This window comes from Flavobacterium branchiarum (assembly GCF_030409845.1).
GTDB lineage: Bacteria > Bacteroidota > Bacteroidia > Flavobacteriales > Flavobacteriaceae > Flavobacterium > Flavobacterium branchiarum.
Genome location: NZ_JAUFQQ010000003.1, coordinates 2,093,324 through 2,109,840, shown reverse-complemented (window position 1 = coordinate 2,109,840; position 16,517 = coordinate 2,093,324). Strand labels below are relative to the sequence as shown.

Sequence of the window (16,517 nt, the reverse complement as noted above, 5' to 3'; positions counted from 1 at the left end):
CGGAGAGAGAGAAGTTTCTTTCTACGCTATTAATTTTACTCTTTTAATAAACGATTTAATTGAAATTGTTCATTCGAGGACAAATTAGGTATAATTCTTTCAAATGAACTACGCATTTCGCTATTTTTTAATAGTAATCTAATATTTTCTCTTCCGAATTTAGAAAATTGCCACATATGATGCGTTGTCGCGTTGACTAGATTAGTTAATACGATATCATTTGTCAAACGAAAATTGATTAAATTTTCTAAAGCATTTTGGCGAGTTGTTGCTTCGTATTTTGGTGATGAATATTCTATTAATTCGTTTATTAATACTTGTGGTTCTGTAGTGTAATCAGGAGTTGATAATGCCAGTGAAAGCCATAATGTTCTTAGATTATAGTCGTTAAAACCAATCCAGTTTTTTGATTTATTTAGATATTCATTGCGATGTGAAGGGAAGTTATTCCATAAATAAAATAACGCTATTTCTTGAGTTTGGTATGATTTATCATCAAGTAATGTCTCGTATTGTATTCTAAAATCTTCAGGTATTTTGTGTAAAGTTGCAGCTACTTCTTGTCGAATTTGTATATTGTTTGTGTTTAAAGCCAATGTAAGCAACTGTTTTTTAGCTTCGTATTTTTCATTTTTTATTTGATTTATAATGGCTTTTTTTACAGTAAAATAAACATCCGATTGTAATGTTTTTGATAAAAAATCTTCTTTTTCAGTAATTGTCTTCTTACTGTATTTATCTACTTCTAAACGGGTTTGTATTGATTTGTTTTTATTTAGTAATTCATTTGCTTGTTGTGTATTAAAAGCAGTTGTTTCAAGCCATACTTTAGAGAATTCTTTTAGGTCATAATTGGATAGCTTTTTTATTTCCTCAAAAAAATCTTCAGTATTCACCGTTTTATAAGCGTATTTTTTTAAGTAATTTTTTATTACTTTTTTAAATACTTTATCACCTAGCGCATTGTGCAAAACGAATAATGACCATGCTCCTTTTTCGTAAAATGTTAGTGAACTTGCTTTAGCATTCAAAACTGGTATTGTATCTGTTCTCGATGCGAATTTTAGTTGTTGTGCTGTATCATATAATTTGGAATAAAAATAGTCTTCTCCATAAATTTCTTTTTCAGCAAGTAGTGCATAATAGGTGGCAAATCCTTCTTGTAACCAATGGTGCGTACTACTTTCGGCAGTGATTAAATTTCCAAACCAATGGTGTGCTAATTCGTGCGCATTAACATTTGTATATTTTCTATCTTCAAAGCCTGTTGAATCGACAACATATCTAGTAGAAAATAAAGTAGCAGTTGTGTTTTCCATTCCTGCATATAAAAAGTCACGTACTGGAGCTTGCCTGTATATTTCCCAAGGGTACTTCACCCCTATTTCTTTTTCTAGAAAATCAAAGATTTCTTTTGAATAGCGATAAGTAGGTTCAATACGTGAGATATCATTATTCTCAATGTAATATTCTAATGGGATGCGAGATTTAGATTTAAGGTTTTTTTCTTCGTATTTTCCAATTGCAAGTGCTAACAAGTAAGAACTCATAGGGTTTTCCATGCGGTATTGCCAAATGAACGTATTTCCATTTTCAATTTTATTCTTCAATACTCCATTTGAGATTACTGTATAATTTTTGTCAAACGTAATATTTAGATTAAAAACTACTTTTTCATTGACATCATCAAAACTCGGGAACCAGTTACTGGTATATCTTCCCTGGCCTTGTGTCCAAATTTCAAGATCATCTTTGCTTTCTGCATTTATAAAATACAAAGCTTGTTTAGGTTGGGTTGCATAGCTAAAAGTTAACGTATGTTTTCCTTTTTGGAATGGAAAAATCAATTGTAACTGCTTGTTTGTATTTCTAGCTGTAATTATATTTCCATTTATTTTTATATCAGTAAACGTCATGTTTTGAGCGTCTATTTTGATAGTGTCAATGGATTGAAGTACTTCAAATTCATATGTAACGTTTCCTGATACAGCTCTATCTATCGGATTAATACTAATTTCTCCTAAAACGGTTTTAAAATCGACATATTGGGTTTGTTGTGCAAAGCTGAAAATGGTAAAGAAAAAAAGGAAGTATTTCATTATTTGTTTAATTTGGAACTAAGGTTTTCAAAGTTACAAAGGTTTAACGAACAAATAGAAGTAAATTTGTAAGTTTACTTTTTGAAAATATTTAAATAATTCCATTGAAAAAAATAGCCCTATTTAATTGGAGCAGTGGCAAAGATTCTGCTCTAGCATTATATAAAATACAACAAGGAAACGAATTCGAAATCAGTTGTTTACTTACTAGTGTAAACCAGCAGTTTCAGCGAGTTTCTATGCATGGTGTTCGTGTTGAATTATTGGAGCAACAGGCAAAAAGCATTGGATTACCTTTAGAAATTATGCAAATTCCTGAAATGCCAACCATGGAAGCCTATGAAGATGTAATGACTAAAACTTTAGCTAAGCTAAAAAGTCAAGGCGTTACCTATTCTATTTTCGGGGATATTTTTTTGGATGATTTACGTAAATATCGTGAAGATAAATTGGTTGATATAGGTTTTGAAGGCGTGTTTCCGTTATGGAAAATACCAACCAAAGATCTTATTCAGGAATTTATTTCATTAGGATTTAAAACAATTGTGGTTTGTGTTAATGAACGTTTTCTTGATAAGAGCTTTGTTGGACGCGTAATTGACCAAGATTTTATTAATGATTTGCCTGATAATGTAGATGTATGTGGAGAAAACGGTGAATTTCATACCTTTACCTTTGATGGACCCATTTTTTCTGAGCCAATTCAATTTGAAATTGGAGAAATTGTACATCGAAAATATGAAAAACCGAAAACCGAATCAAGCAATACCGCTTGTGACTCGAATGCAACGGATGTTTTTGATTATGGATTTTGGTATTGTGATTTGATATAGCGTAAAATGTAAAATTTTAATTTCAATAAAACTTGTTCCTATGATTGTAGAAGAAAAAAGTTTAGAAGTAGAGAAGATTTTGTTTTTCTTAAGTGAAATTGGAATCCAAGTTATTGAAAAAGAATTAGGCGATACTTTTTTGCCAGGTTTATCATTAGGTCCAAATTGTGTTTATATTGATTACGATAAATTATTATATCCCGGAGATATTTTGCATGAAGCAGGGCATTTGGCTGTTGCATCAGCTGCTGACAGGGAATTAGTAGGTACAGATAAGATTTCAAGTGATTGGCCGACAGACGGAGAAGAAATAGGTACGATTCTTTGGTCGTTTGCAGCTCTGAAATATTTAGAATTGCCAGTAGAATATGTATTCCATCCTAACGGATATAAGAATGATTCTGATTGGTTAATTTCAAATTTTAATGATGAAGTTTATATTGGTTTGCCTTTTCTGGAATGGTTAGGACTTACTTTAGGAAAAGAACGAGCTGAAAAAGAAGGCAAAGAAGCATTTCCTGTAATGATAAAATGGCTAAGAAATTAAATTATGGATAAATTAGTACGCTCTATAAAGTTTCCGATTGTTTTTGATGTAGAAAAATTACAAAACGATTTAAAGAAAATCATTAACGAAAATTGGATCGATCATTATAATACGGATTGTTATTCGGGAAAATGGAATTCGATTGCTTTGATGTCTCCAAACGGAAAGTCAGATACTATTTATGCTTATTCTAATACAGACGAGAAGTTAGTTGCTACCGAAATTTTGGATTCTTGTACTTACTTTAAAGAAATTCTAGATGGATTTCTGTTTGATAAAACGGCAGTACGTTTGTTGCAATTGGCTGTAGGTGCTGAAGTGAAACCGCACAGTGATAACTGCTTGGGATATGAAGACAATTGTTTTCGATTACATATTCCAATAATAACAAATAGTGAAGTTGAGTTTATTTTAGATGGTACTCGCTTAATTATGAATGAGGGTGAATGTTGGTATATAGATGCTAATTTTATTCATTCGGTTGCAAATAGAGGTGTTAATGATCGTATTCATCTCGTAATTGATGGAATTAGAAACGAGTGGACTGATGCTATGTTTTATAAAGAAGCACCTCAGGATCAATTCATCAAACCAATTCCAGTAATACCTGAAGATCAAAAACAACTTATGATTGCTGAATTGCGCCGTATGAATACACCAATGGCGAATGAAATGATTAAAAATTTAGAAGGAATCAATACATAAAAGTGAATATATTTAATTTAAAAAAATACGGGGTATTAATTTTCATAATTAGTATTGGTTTTCTATTTCAAAGTTGTTGGGTGAGCAGATGTCAAAGACCTCGAATTATGGGTTATATCTTTGATGAAAGCACTAAAGTTCCTATTGAAAATTGTAATGTTGGGGAAACTTCAACTAATGGAGCTGGTTATTTTAATTTAAAAGAAAAGAGATATCGCCAGTTTACTTTTGTTGGGTATGAAGCCCCACCACTAATCGTTAATGAGGCTGTTTATAAAGAAGGGTATCAGAGGGAATATATAAATTTACATAATCCCTTTGGTGGCGGAATGAGAAAGGGTGCTATTCATAATATGGATACTATTTATTTAAAAAAAATAGTTATTCCAGCTTCAAATTGATTCTAAGTTGAAACATCAACCCAAGTTGCAAGTTGCCATTTTCCATTTACTCTTTTAAAATAATAATCTATAAAAATCCCATTATTGATACCACGTTGTTCAATTACAACCGTATCTTTTTTAAGGATTATTTGCTGCTTATAATCTCTTTCTTCTGGTTTTTTTACCAAGTTTATAGTACTGTATTCTTTTTTATGAATTACGTAATCAACTAGTTCAAAATCATCATTATTAATTTTTACTTTTAGCGGAAATTTAATTCTACTAGACTGAAAATCAGAGTCTTTATTGAATAATCTAAAGAAATCATTGAAGTCTTCCTGTGTGTATGTATCAGTTACTGCATTAGGCTTCTTTTCTTCAATTGTAATATTCTCTTTATGCTCATTTTTCAAAATAGGATTATCTTGAGGTACTGCAGTTTTATTACAACTTAACTGAAGTAGTAATGTAATTAAAAAAGATGCTTTTAAAATTATTTTCATGCTTCTTCCCTTTCTTCGTATATTTTTAATAATTGAGTTACCGTATTCCAATTTCTGATTGTTGCTGTTACGTTTAATTTTTTCTCAATATATTTTTGGTCAAATCTTGTTTTTCCTGCTCCAACAGCATATTTAATAAATATTCTATTACCATCAATACTTGCTTCGTCGGGTTTGAATTGACTAATTTTTAAATCATTTATACTTTCGCTTCGTAGTGCAATCGAGACAAAAGCGACATATAATTTTTTAATGTCAGCATCTTTTTCTTTTAAAAAAGGATTGTTCTTAAAACAAGCTTCTAAGTCTTCTTTGTTAATAACTACAATTGGCACTTCATGTCCAAATACTTTAAATATTTCTTGTTTGATTAAAAAGCCAACTTTTGAAGCATTTTCTTCATCAGTGTCTACAAAAACATTACCGGATTGAATATAGGTCTGCACATTTTTAAAGCCTATATTTTCTAAAGTAGCCTTTAAAGCTTCCATTTTTATCATGTTATGTCCAGAAACATTGATACCACGTAGTAATGCGAGATGAGTTGTCATTGTGTTTATTTTATTTTTCAAAGATATAAATATTCAAAGTCTAACAAGTCAATTTTTAAATTTCCTAATTAAAATCTATCTTCGCTTTTTATAACTATTGAAAGATTAAATAGAACTTAAAAGATTCAATAATTGAAAAGTTATAGATTAAAAGGGTTGTAAGTCCAAAATAATCTAATTGAAATTTAAATTTAAGTAGTCTAAAATTCTAATAATCTAATAATCGAGCAATCAAAAAAAATGTCTAATAATATCCTTCAAACTCCTATCGAATATTTAAAAGGCGTTGGTCCCAATCGGGGCGAATTACTACGTAAGGAATTGGGAATTCATAAATACATGGATTTGGTTAATTTTTTTCCGAATCGATACATAGACAGAACTCGATATTATAAGATTAATGAATTACAAAATACCGGTTCTGAAGTTCAGATTATTGGTAAAATCATCAATATAAAAACAGTTGAGTTTGCTAAGAACAAAAAACGTTTGGTAGCTACTTTTGTTGATGACACAGGTCAAATTGATTTAAATTGGTTTCAAGGGCATAAATGGATTCGTGAAAGCTTAAAACTCAATGAAGTTTGCGTTATTTTTGGAAAATGCAGTTTGTACGGCAGTCAGTTTAGTATGTCGCATCCCGAAATTGAATTAATGGCTGAGCATCAGCAAAGTTTGCGTTCGGCTATGCAACCTGTTTATCCTTCAACAGAAACCTTGACAAATCGAGGTATTTCTAATCGAGTAATTAATAAACTCATGCAACAACTATTTCTGGAAACACAAACCTTGTTTACAGAAACACTACCTGATTATCTAACAAACGAATTGAAGCTGATTCCTAAAAGAACTGCTTTGTTCAATATACATTTTCCAAAAAGCACTGATGCTTTGGCGAAAGCCCAATACCGATTAAAGTTTGAAGAGTTATTTTTTATTCAGTTGCAACTGATTACTAAAAACTTGATTAGTAAGCATAAAATTAAAGGGCATCCGTTTACAACTGTGGGTGAGTATTTTAATGTCTTTTATCAGAATCACTTGCCTTTTCAACTTACCAATGCTCAAAAAAGGGTAATTAAGGAAATTCGTGTTGACATGGGGAGTAATGCCCAAATGAATCGATTATTGCAAGGAGATGTGGGGTCTGGAAAAACAATTGTTGCCTTTATGAGTATGTTATTGGCAATGGATAATGGTTTTCAGGCATGTTTAATGGCTCCAACGGAAATCTTAGCTAATCAACATTTTGTAGGATTATCAGAACTAGCAGCAACCTTAAATATCAATGTAAAATTACTAACTGGTTCTACTAGAATTGCCGCTAGAAGAATTATTCATGAAGAACTGGAAAATGGTAGTTTGCATATTATAATAGGTACACATGCATTGCTGGAGGATAAAGTTAAATTTAAAAATTTAGGATTAGCTGTAATAGATGAGCAGCATCGTTTTGGTGTTGAGCAACGTTCTAAATTATGGAAAAAGAACGAAATTCCGCCACATGTATTAGTTATGACCGCCACTCCTATTCCAAGAACTTTAGCAATGAGTTTATATGGAGATTTGGATATTTCTGTAATTGACGAATTGCCTCCAGGGCGTAAACCTATTCAAACCGTTCATCGTTATGATAGTAACCGTCTAAAGGTTTGGAAATTTTTGCGTGATGAAATAGCTTTAGGAAGACAGATTTATATTGTATATCCATTAATTCAAGAGTCTGAAAAGATGGATTTCAAAGATTTAATGGATGGTTACGAGAGTATTTCGCGTGATTTCCCCTTGCCTAAATATTCTATTTCAATTCTTCATGGAAAAATGAAACCCGCAGATAAAGATTCAGAAATGAAACGTTTCTCGGAAGGAAAAACCAATATAATGGTTGCTACAACAGTTATTGAGGTTGGTGTAAATGTGCCAAATGCAAGTGTAATGATTATAGAAAGTGCCGAACGATTTGGTTTATCGCAATTGCATCAATTACGTGGTCGTGTTGGTCGTGGTGCTGAGCAGAGTTATTGCATATTAATGACTTCACATAAATTAAGCTCTGATAGTAAAACTCGTATGGAAACAATGGTTCAGACTAATGACGGTTTTGAAATTGCAGAAGTTGACTTAAAGCTTCGTGGTCCCGGTGATTTAATGGGAACGCAACAAAGCGGAGTACTTAATCTACAAATAGCCGATATTGTTCGTGACCGTGATATATTGTCTCTTGCAAGGAATTATGCCTTGATGATTTTGAAAGAAGATGCGCCACTGCAAAAGCCAGAAAATGCAATATTGAAGGCGATTTTTATAGAGTTAACTAAGAAAAAGAACATCTGGAATTATATTAGTTAACTACCAAAAGCTTCCGAATTTCTTTAAATCGTTGCTTTGTGATGTTATTTTGAGGTTGTTTGCTCTTATAATGTCTTTCATTAAAAAGTTTTTTAGATTTTAATTATCTAAAAATAAACTGTTTAAAATTTTAAACCATTTTTTTGCTTTTTCAGATTAAACCTTTGTTTATTAATCTTGTCTATACTATTAATATTTGTATGTACAAGTGTTAAATTAAAAAATGGATTCCTACTTTTTAATTTCAATAACCTAAATTTGTGAGTTCACTTAAAAACCAAAATCTATTAATTATAGTTTTACCAACAATATTATGAAAATAAAGAACCTTGTTTATGCCTTGCTAATAATCGGAATTGGAGGATTTATTGCCTACCGAATTGTATCCAATAAAAATAAGAATGACGAATCTAAAGGTCAGAATAACAAAAACAATCCAATTACAGTTTCGGGAGTTGTAGTAGATACTCAAACTTTTGATAATAATTTATCGCTATCAGGATCTATTGAAGCAAATGAGCAAGTAGAAATCAGAAGCGAAGTTTCTGGAATTGTTGAAGGTATTTATTTCAATGAAGGTAGTAACGTGTCTAAAGGTCAAGTTCTTTTTAAAGTAAATGATTTAGAATTAAAAGCACAATTAAAACAAGCAACTACCAAAGAAAGTCTAGCGGCTGAAAATGCACGAAGAGCTAAGTTACTTTTACAAAAAGAAGCCATTAGCCAAGAAGAATATGATGTTGCCAAAGCTGATTATGCTTCTGCGCAAGCACAAAGTCAATTAATTCGTGCACAAATTGCTAAAACATCCGTAAAAGCTCCATTTTCTGGGAAAATTGGATTACGTTCTATTTCTCCAGGTACTTATATTACGCCAACAGTTTTGGTTGCTAAATTGGTAAATACAAGTAAATTAAAAGTTACATTCTCGATTCCAGAGAAATATGCAAGTCAAGTAAGAGAGAATTCAATTATTACCTTCACAGTTTCGGGGTCAAATACGTTATATACTGCAAAAATTTATGCTATTGAGCCTGAAGTTGCTGTTGAAACAAGAACGCTTCAAATTAGAGCTATTGCAGAAAACAAGGATGGTAAATTGTTTCCTGGAACTTTTGCTGATGTAAAATTACCATTAGACATTATTAAAGATGCAATTGTAGTACCTACAGAAGCTATTGTGCCAGTACAAAACGGTAAAAAAGTGTTTATCTCAAATTTTGGCAAAGCCAAAGAAGTAATGGTAGAAACAGCTACAAGAACTGATGCTTCTATTTTAATCCTTTCGGGTTTAAAAAAGGGAGATACTGTTATAACAAGTGGTGTTATGTCATTGAAAAATGATAATCCGATTAAAGTAAAAGTTAAATTATAAGTTATGAATTTGAAATTATAAGGTTTGGCACTTTTGCTAAATCGTATTTAATTTAAAAACATAATTCATTTCCCCATTTATAATTAAAAATAATGAGTTTATCAACTACAAGTATAAGGAGACCCGTATTAACAATTGTATTAAATCTTGCAATTGTATTGTTTGGTCTTATAGGATATAGTTTTTTAGGAGTAAGAGAGTTTCCATCTATAGATCCAGCACAAGTTTCTGTACGTACAAATTATACAGGAGCAAATTCGGATATTATAGAATCTCAAATTACCGAACCGCTTGAAAAAGCAATTAATGCCATTGATGGAATTAGAAATATAACATCATCGAGTGTTCAAGGAAGTAGTAACATTACCATTGAGTTTAATCTTGATAAAAACCTTGAAGAAGCAGCAAACGATGTTCGTGATAAAGTATCACAAGCTGTTCGAAGCTTACCACAAGATATAGATGCACCCCCGGTCGTTTCTAAGGCTGATGCCAATGGAGAATCGATAATTTCGATGACGGTTCAAAGTGATACACGAAGTGCGCTGGAATTAAGTGATTATGCTGAGAATGTTATTTCGCAGCGATTAGAAACTATTCCAGGAGTTAGTGGAGTTCAAATTTGGGGTCAAAAGCGTTATGCGATGCGTTTATGGATTGATCCTGTAAAATTGGCAGCTTACGGATGCACGGTATCTGAAGTTCGTAGTGCCTTAAATGCGCAGAATGTTGAATTGCCTTCTGGGAAATTAACAGGGAATAATACGGAGCTAACAGTGAAAACGGTTGGTAACTTGTCTAAAGCAGAAGAATTCAATAATATTATTATTCGCTCAGAAGGAGAGAAAATTGTTCGTTTAAGTGATGTTGGAAGAGCTGAATTAGGGCCTGAAAACACAGAAACGAAATTAAGCCAGTCTGGACTTCCTATGATTGGTCTTGCGATTGTGCCTATGCCAGGTGCTAATTACTTAGATATTTCTAAAGAGTTCTATAAAAGATACGATGCATTAAAAAAAGATCTTCCTAAAGATATTAAACTTGATATAGCAATTGATAGTACTCTATTTGTTAAGAAATCAGTTTTAGAAGTTGCAGAAACCTTAATGATTTCTATTGTTCTGGTTATCTTAATCATCTTTTTATTTTTTAGAGATTGGGCAATTGCATTTAGACCTTTAATTGATATTCCTGTTTCCTTAATAGCAACATTTTTTATTATGTGGCTTTTTGGATTTTCGATTAACGTATTGACATTATTAGCAATTGTTCTTGCAACAGGGCTTGTGGTTGATGATGGAATTGTGGTAACAGAGAATATCTTTAAGAAAGTTGAAGAAGGAATGTCGCCTATTGAAGCAGCTATCAAAGGATCAAATGAGATTTTCTTTGCTGTAATATCTATTTCGGTAACATTGGCCGCGGTATTTTTACCCGTAATCTTTCTGGAGGGATTCGTAGGACGACTGTTTCGAGAGTTTGGTGTTGTAATTGGTGCCGCAGTATTAATTTCGGCATTTGTTTCTTTAACGTTAACGCCAATGTTAAATGCGTATTTGATGAAAGGTGGCGAACAGAAAAAATCAAACTTCTATCTTAAAACCGAACCTTATTTTGAAAAATTAAATAGTGGCTATGCTGAAGCATTAGGTCGTTTCATGAAGAAAAAATGGTTAAGCTTTCCTATTATTGCGATCTGTTTTGGATTGATTTATTTGTTTTTTAGCATTTTACCTAAAGAAACCGCTCCTTATGATGATAGAAGTGCGCTTGTTTTAAGTGTAACTACTCCCGAAGGATCTTCGTATGAATATACAGATCGTTTTATGCAAGAACTTGGACAGTTAATTGATGACTCGATTCCAGAGAAAAAAGTAAGTTTAGTAATTACTTCTCCAGGATTTGGATCTTCATCTGTAAATAGCGGTAGAGTTAGAATTGCGCTTAAAGAGCCAAATGAAAGAACCCGTTCTCAAAGAGAAATTGCTGAAAAACTAACCCAATGGACCAAAAGATATTCTGAAGCAAAAACCTCAGTAACAGAGCAACCTACTATTGCAGTAAACCGTCGTGGAGGATTGCCTATTCAATATATTATTCAAGCTCCTAATTTTCAGAAATTAGAAGAAAAGATTCCTTTGTTTATGGATGAAGCCAATAAAAATGATACTTTTTCGGTAACAGATGTAAACTTGAAATTTAATAAGCCTGAAATTAATGTAAGTATCGATCGTGAGAAAGCGGAGAGTTTAGGTATTTCTATTATTGATATTGCACAGACATTGCAACTTTCTTTAAGCGGACAACGTTTTGGTTATTTTATTAAAAACGGTAAACAATACCAAGTAATTGGGCAGTTTGATCAAAAAGACCGTTCTAAACCATTGGATTTAACTTCGATGTTTGTAAAAAATAAAAAAGGACAATTAATACAAATGGACAATGTGGTTACAATTGAGGAACAAAGTAATCCACCGCAATTGTATCACAACAACAGATATATGTCGGCTACAGTTTCTGCTGGTTTAGCTCCTGGTAAAAGTATCAGCGACGGAATTGATGCTATGAACGAAATAAAAGCCAAAGTTTTGGATGATTCTTTTACTACAGATTTAGGTGGTGAATCACGCGATTTTGTTGAAAGTAGCTCGAATACCTCATTTGCATTTGGATTGGCTTTATTGTTGATATTCTTGATATTATCGGCTCAGTTTGAGAGTTTCATTGATCCTCTTATTATTATTTTGACAGTTCCGATGGCAGTTGCAGGAGCATTATTTTCATTATGGTTATTTAATCAAACATGGAATATCTTTAGTCAGATTGGAACCGTGATGCTGATTGGTTTGGTTACCAAGAATGGTATTTTAATTGTTGAATTTGCGAATCAATTACGAGAACAAGGCAAACCAAAGTTAGAAGCTATTTTAGAAGCCTCAGAAGCTCGACTTAGACCAATTTTAATGACGAGTTTGGCAATTGCATTAGGTGCTTTACCAATTGCAATGTCACTTGGTGCTGCTTCTACGAGCCGTATCGGAATGGGAGTTGTTATTGTTGGAGGTACTATTTTTTCTTTAGTTCTTACTTTATTTGTGATTCCAGCGATGTATTTAATGTGGTCTAAAGCCCGTAAGCATTATCCTGAGTTTGATCATATCGAAGAATATGAAAAAGAAAGTAGTAAATAATCTCAATAAACTTATTTTAAATAAAAATAGGAACCACGAATCGCTTTTAAATGATAAATTAATTTGCAGATTCGTGGTAATAAATATAAAAAATGATGTACACTAAAACTCTATTTAAAAGCTTAGTTATGTTCCTCTTTTTTATTGCTTCAAGCAATGCTCAAGAAGTTCTTACTATAGAAAATGCAGTGAAAATCGCATTAGATAACAATTTTGAAATAAAAATAGCCTCAAATAATTTAAAAATTAATGAGACTAATGCAGCGATAGGAAATGCAGGTATGTTACCTAAAGTTACTGCAACTGTTGTGGATAATAATAGCATTCAGAATAGTTCACAGGTTCGACAAGATGGTACTACTACTTCATTAAGTAATGCAAAAAACAATAGCCTTAATTATGGTGTTGGATTAGATTGGACCATCTTTGACGGTATGCGAATGTTTGCTCAATTGGATCAACTTAAAGAACTTCAGAAATTAGGTGATACTGAATTACGACGTACTATTTTAGTAAAAGTGGGACAGGTTAATTCTACTTATTATGATTTGGTTCAACAACAACAACAATTAGCTGCTTTAGATACAACTATTGTAATTTCAAAGCAAAGATTGACTTTGGCACAAAATAGGTTTTCTATTGGGAAGGCTTCCAAATTAGAGGTTTTAAATGCACAAGTCGATTTAAATACGGATCAAGTTTCTTTGTTGAGACAAAAGGAATTATATGCAAATACAAAGATTTTACTGAATCAGATTCTAGCAAGAGATTCTAAAATCGATTTTAAAGTTATGGATCAAGTTGCCTTAGATAATAGTTTGATTTTAGATAGTTTACAGGAATTAGCTTTGAAACAAAATCCGCAATTACAATCTCAAATCATAAATATTAGAATTGCCGAATTGCAACTCAAACAAGTAAAAGGAAACCGTTACCCTACTGTTAAATTGAATACTGGATATAATTTTTCTGAGAATCATTCTAGTTTAGGTTTTACAAGTCAATCTACTGGTAGAGGACTAAATTATGGTTTTAGTGCTTCTTTAAATTTGTTTGATGGTTTTGCTCAACATAGAAATGAAAAAATTTCTAAGCTACAAATCGATAATACTAAATTTGCTTTGGAGCAACAAAATCAAATTTTAAGCACACAATTAGCAACTTCTTATCAAACTTATTTGACCAATTTAGAGTTAATTAATTTAGAAGAAAATAATGAAGCAATTGCGAAACAAAACTTAGGTATTACTTTAGATAAATTTCGAATTGGAACTATTACAACTCTTGAGTTTAGAACGGCTCAGCTTAATTATGTGAATGCTAAAGTTCGTTACAGTAATGCGCAATTTGAAGCTAAGCTATCTGAAATCGCTTTAAAAGAATTAGCTGGAAATATTAGTTTTTAGTTTAAATTTGCTACAAATACATATCAAATGATATCATACAATACTAAAGACTGGTTTACTTTTATTTTCCACTTTCATAAATCGGATACGGTTAGAAAACTATTTCCTATTATGATTGCTATTGGTATTTATGCTTCTACTGTTGGTTATTTAGAGATTTACTATTTTAAGATTACTAAAAATGATTATGTTCAGAACATTCCAATTATGCACGGAATGTTAGGATTTGTAATTTCGTTACTATTAGTTTTCCGAACAAATACTGCTTACGATCGTTGGTGGGAAGGACGAAAACAATGGGGAGGTCTTGTGAATAATAGTCGAAATCTAGCTATTAAGCTTTCGGCTATGTTGAAAGATGAAAATGATAGAAAGTTTTTTAGAAAATTTATTCCTGTTTATGCTGATGTGTTGCACAAACATTTAAATGATGCCGAAACGAGTAAACAACTTTTCGAAGATGTTGATTTAGAAATTGACCATCACAAACACAAGCCGAATCAGGTTAAGAGAATCATGTATCATAAAATAAATGATTTGTATGATGCTAAAAAAATAACTGGAGAACAACTTATTATTTTAAACGAAGAGTTTAAAGCTCTAACAGAGGTTTGTGGTGCTTGCGAGAGAATAAAAAACACACCTATTCCCTACTCTTACAGCGCGTTCATTAAAAAATTTATATTCTTTTATATAATGACTTTGCCTTTTGGTTACTCTCTAAACCTTGGTTATTATGTCGCTCCTGTTGTTGTTTTTGTTTTTTATGTACTAGCGAGTTTAGAGCTTATTGCAGAAGAAATTGAAGATCCTTTTGGTGATGATGAAAATGATTTACCAACTAGAAAAATAGCTGAAAATATTAAAAAACATGTTGAAGAGTTGATTTAATTTAACGTTAAATCTTCTTTTTGTATGTTTTTTTTATCTAAATTTAAGCTTTCTTCTTAAAATTTAGAGCAATGAATAATCAACCTTTTTTAATCAATCCCCTTCAGTTATCTAAAGAGAAATCCTTAAAAACTCTTGTTGAAAATAGGACAATTTATAACTTGAATCATTGCGAACTAAATATCTTTGAAACATACGAATCGTCTACATTAGTTCCTTTAAAATTTGATGATTTGGTTGTAACAAGTATGTTAAGAGGAAAAAAAATAATGCATCTTTTTGATGATCCAGAATTTGATTATCTACCCGGACAAACGGTTGTTGTTCCAGCAAATGTAGAAATGAAAATTGATTTTCCAGATGCGACAAAAAATAATCCTACACAATGCCTAGCTTTAGCAATTGAGCAATCTAAAATTACAGAAACATTAAACTTCTTAAACGAGCGCTATCCTAAAGAAAATAAAGTGCTTTGGCAGTTAAATTATCAAAATTATTTTTTCTATAATAATGTTGATATGGCTTCTACAATTAATAAGCTTATTAAAGAATGTATGAGTACATCGACAACCAAAGATATTTTGGCTGACCTCACATTAAAAGAACTACTGATTCGTATTATACAAACACAAACAGTAAAATCTATAGATGAAGGAAAAGAAATTCAAGCTAATAATCCAATAAAAGAAGTTACGGAATTTATCAAGCAGAATTTAAAGGAAAACATGAATTTAAAAAGTTTGAGCGAAAAAGCATGTATGAGTACAGCCTCCTTCTATCGTTTTTTTAAAAGAGAATTAGGGATGAGTCCGATAGAATTTATATTAAACGAAAAGATAAAATGCGCTAAGAAACTATTAAAGAATCCTTCGATTCAGATTAATGAGGTTTGCTATTTATCTGGATTTGAAGATGCTAATTACTTTATTAGACTATTTAAAAAACACGAGGGTATTACTCCAAAACAATATCAGCTGTTGTTTATTAATTGATTATTTTAGTCGCACTGGTCGGTTTTTCTCTCAATATTGTCATTCTGAGGAACGAAGAATCTCATCAAGAGACTAACGAATGCTTTCTCATGGTTGTGGAGCTACTTTAAGAGTTCCTTCCTTCGTCAGGAAGACAAGATTGAGTTGATCTCAGTAAATAGTCGCAGTCGCGGTTTTCAGTCGCAGTGATTTTTAGGACCTTTTAACCTCGTAGAAAATCCTCTGAACCTTTGTGTCTTTGCCTCTTTGAACCTCACAAAAAAAAACTACTCAATCACCTTCACTGGCTCTAGATCTTTTTCTTCCTCTTCGGTGAAAATGCGGTATTCAATTTGGAAAGTTTTTTTCAATGGTGTTTCTAATGAAAATCCGCCGACTCCAAAAGCATCAATTACATTTAGTGTAAAATGCGCATGTTTCCAATATTCAAATAGATCTTTATCCACCCAAAATTCGGTATCTTCAATAGTTCCGATACAGACATCACCAGTGCGTTGGTAAAAACCACCTTTCTCAAAACATTGCGGTTGCGTACCTTCACAGCAACCACCAGCTTGATAAAACATCAAGTCACCATGCTTTTCTTTTAGTATTTTTATCAATTCAATAGCTTTTTCAGAAGCATCTATTCTTTTTATCATGATTTTGTATTTTAAAAAAAGCAACAAACTCTTGAAAAACGGAGCTTGTTG

14 protein-coding genes are annotated in these 16,517 nt (G+C 31.8%); 10 read left to right on the top strand and 4 right to left on the bottom strand.

Translation table 11 applies throughout. The features are described 5' to 3' along the window. Positions 1-35 precede the first annotated feature (35 nt). Positions 36-2,099 (bottom strand): M1 family metallopeptidase, encoded by a 2,064-nt coding sequence (locus tag QWY99_RS09875; protein WP_290264333.1) that lies wholly within the window; start codon positions 2,097-2,099, stop codon positions 36-38. 104 nt (positions 2,100-2,203) lie between these two features. On the opposite strand from QWY99_RS09875, the gene QWY99_RS09870 reads away from it, so the two are divergent. The 4 genes from QWY99_RS09870 to QWY99_RS09855 all read left to right on the top strand — a co-directional run bounded on the left by QWY99_RS09870 (position 2,204) and on the right by QWY99_RS09855 (position 4,585). Further along, positions 2,204-2,932: a Dph6-related ATP pyrophosphatase gene (locus QWY99_RS09870; protein WP_290264330.1), complete on the top strand. Its 729-nt coding sequence runs from the start codon at positions 2,204-2,206 to the stop codon at positions 2,930-2,932. Between the two features lie 40 nt (positions 2,933-2,972). After that, positions 2,973-3,479 (top strand): hypothetical protein, encoded by a 507-nt coding sequence (locus QWY99_RS09865; protein WP_290264328.1) that lies wholly within the window; start codon positions 2,973-2,975, stop codon positions 3,477-3,479. 3 nt (positions 3,480-3,482) lie between these two features. Next, positions 3,483-4,184: an aspartyl/asparaginyl beta-hydroxylase domain-containing protein gene (locus QWY99_RS09860; RefSeq protein WP_290264327.1), complete on the top strand. Its 702-nt coding sequence runs from the start codon at positions 3,483-3,485 to the stop codon at positions 4,182-4,184. A 107-nt stretch (positions 4,185-4,291) separates the two neighbouring features. Continuing rightward, positions 4,292-4,585, top strand: a complete 294-nt coding sequence (locus tag QWY99_RS09855; RefSeq protein ID WP_290264325.1) for a peptidase associated/transthyretin-like domain-containing protein — start codon at positions 4,292-4,294, stop codon at positions 4,583-4,585. 2 nt (positions 4,586-4,587) lie between these two features. On the opposite strand, the gene QWY99_RS09850 is transcribed toward QWY99_RS09855, so the two are convergent. Further along, positions 4,588-5,070 (bottom strand): DUF4348 domain-containing protein, encoded by a 483-nt coding sequence (locus tag QWY99_RS09850; protein WP_290264322.1) that lies wholly within the window; start codon positions 5,068-5,070, stop codon positions 4,588-4,590. After that, positions 5,067-5,621 (bottom strand): DUF1697 domain-containing protein, encoded by a 555-nt coding sequence (locus QWY99_RS09845; protein WP_290264320.1) that lies wholly within the window; start codon positions 5,619-5,621, stop codon positions 5,067-5,069. The genes QWY99_RS09850 and QWY99_RS09845 overlap by 4 nt, the downstream gene beginning before the upstream one ends. Positions 5,622-5,861: 240 nt before the next feature. Here QWY99_RS09845 and recG point away from each other — a divergent pair, with 240 nt between their 5' ends. The 6 genes from recG to QWY99_RS09815 all read left to right on the top strand — a co-directional run bounded on the left by recG (position 5,862) and on the right by QWY99_RS09815 (position 15,825). After that, positions 5,862-7,970, top strand: a complete 2,109-nt coding sequence (recG, locus tag QWY99_RS09840) for an ATP-dependent DNA helicase RecG (RefSeq protein ID WP_290264317.1) — start codon at positions 5,862-5,864, stop codon at positions 7,968-7,970. 313 nt (positions 7,971-8,283) lie between these two features. Then, on the top strand, positions 8,284-9,345 hold the full coding sequence (locus QWY99_RS09835) for an efflux RND transporter periplasmic adaptor subunit (protein ID WP_290264314.1): 1,062 nt from the start codon (positions 8,284-8,286) through the stop codon (positions 9,343-9,345). Positions 9,346-9,437: 92 nt separating this feature from the next. Continuing rightward, the gene (locus QWY99_RS09830) at positions 9,438-12,536 is read left to right on the top strand and encodes an efflux RND transporter permease subunit (protein ID WP_290264312.1); all 3,099 of its coding nucleotides are present in this window, start codon (positions 9,438-9,440) and stop codon (positions 12,534-12,536) included. Between the two features lie 95 nt (positions 12,537-12,631). After that, positions 12,632-13,942, top strand: a complete 1,311-nt coding sequence (locus tag QWY99_RS09825) for a TolC family protein (protein ID WP_290265379.1) — start codon at positions 12,632-12,634, stop codon at positions 13,940-13,942. Positions 13,943-13,969: 27 nt separating this feature from the next. Continuing rightward, on the top strand, positions 13,970-14,833 hold the full coding sequence (locus tag QWY99_RS09820; RefSeq protein ID WP_290264309.1) for a bestrophin family protein: 864 nt from the start codon (positions 13,970-13,972) through the stop codon (positions 14,831-14,833). Between the two features lie 71 nt (positions 14,834-14,904). Then, positions 14,905-15,825, top strand: a complete 921-nt coding sequence (locus QWY99_RS09815) for an AraC family transcriptional regulator (RefSeq protein ID WP_290264307.1) — start codon at positions 14,905-14,907, stop codon at positions 15,823-15,825. A gap of 266 nt (positions 15,826-16,091) precedes the next feature. Here QWY99_RS09815 and QWY99_RS09810 read toward each other — a convergent pair whose 3' ends face one another. Next, positions 16,092-16,466, bottom strand: coding sequence for a DUF779 domain-containing protein (locus QWY99_RS09810; protein ID WP_290264305.1), 375 nt, complete (start codon positions 16,464-16,466; stop codon positions 16,092-16,094). Between the last annotated feature and the right edge of the window lie 51 nt (positions 16,467-16,517).

Coding starts and splice junctions, on each gene's coding strand:
- QWY99_RS09875 (WP_290264333.1), bottom strand. CDS start 2,099: ATGAAATACTTCCTTTTTTTCTTTACCATTTTCAGCTTTGCACAACAA.
- QWY99_RS09865 (WP_290264328.1), top strand. CDS start 2,973: ATGATTGTAGAAGAAAAAAGTTTAGAAGTAGAGAAGATTTTGTTTTTC.
- QWY99_RS09860 (WP_290264327.1), top strand. CDS start 3,483: ATGGATAAATTAGTACGCTCTATAAAGTTTCCGATTGTTTTTGATGTA.
- QWY99_RS09855 (WP_290264325.1), top strand. CDS start 4,292: ATGGGTTATATCTTTGATGAAAGCACTAAAGTTCCTATTGAAAATTGT.
- QWY99_RS09850 (WP_290264322.1), bottom strand. CDS start 5,070: ATGAAAATAATTTTAAAAGCATCTTTTTTAATTACATTACTACTTCAG.
- QWY99_RS09845 (WP_290264320.1), bottom strand. CDS start 5,621: ATGACAACTCATCTCGCATTACTACGTGGTATCAATGTTTCTGGACAT.
- recG (WP_290264317.1), top strand. CDS start 5,862: ATGTCTAATAATATCCTTCAAACTCCTATCGAATATTTAAAAGGCGTT.
- QWY99_RS09835 (WP_290264314.1), top strand. CDS start 8,284: ATGAAAATAAAGAACCTTGTTTATGCCTTGCTAATAATCGGAATTGGA.
- QWY99_RS09830 (WP_290264312.1), top strand. CDS start 9,438: ATGAGTTTATCAACTACAAGTATAAGGAGACCCGTATTAACAATTGTA.
- QWY99_RS09825 (WP_290265379.1), top strand. CDS start 12,632: ATGTACACTAAAACTCTATTTAAAAGCTTAGTTATGTTCCTCTTTTTT.
- QWY99_RS09820 (WP_290264309.1), top strand. CDS start 13,970: ATGATATCATACAATACTAAAGACTGGTTTACTTTTATTTTCCACTTT.
- QWY99_RS09815 (WP_290264307.1), top strand. CDS start 14,905: ATGAATAATCAACCTTTTTTAATCAATCCCCTTCAGTTATCTAAAGAG.
- QWY99_RS09810 (WP_290264305.1), bottom strand. CDS start 16,466: ATGATAAAAAGAATAGATGCTTCTGAAAAAGCTATTGAATTGATAAAA.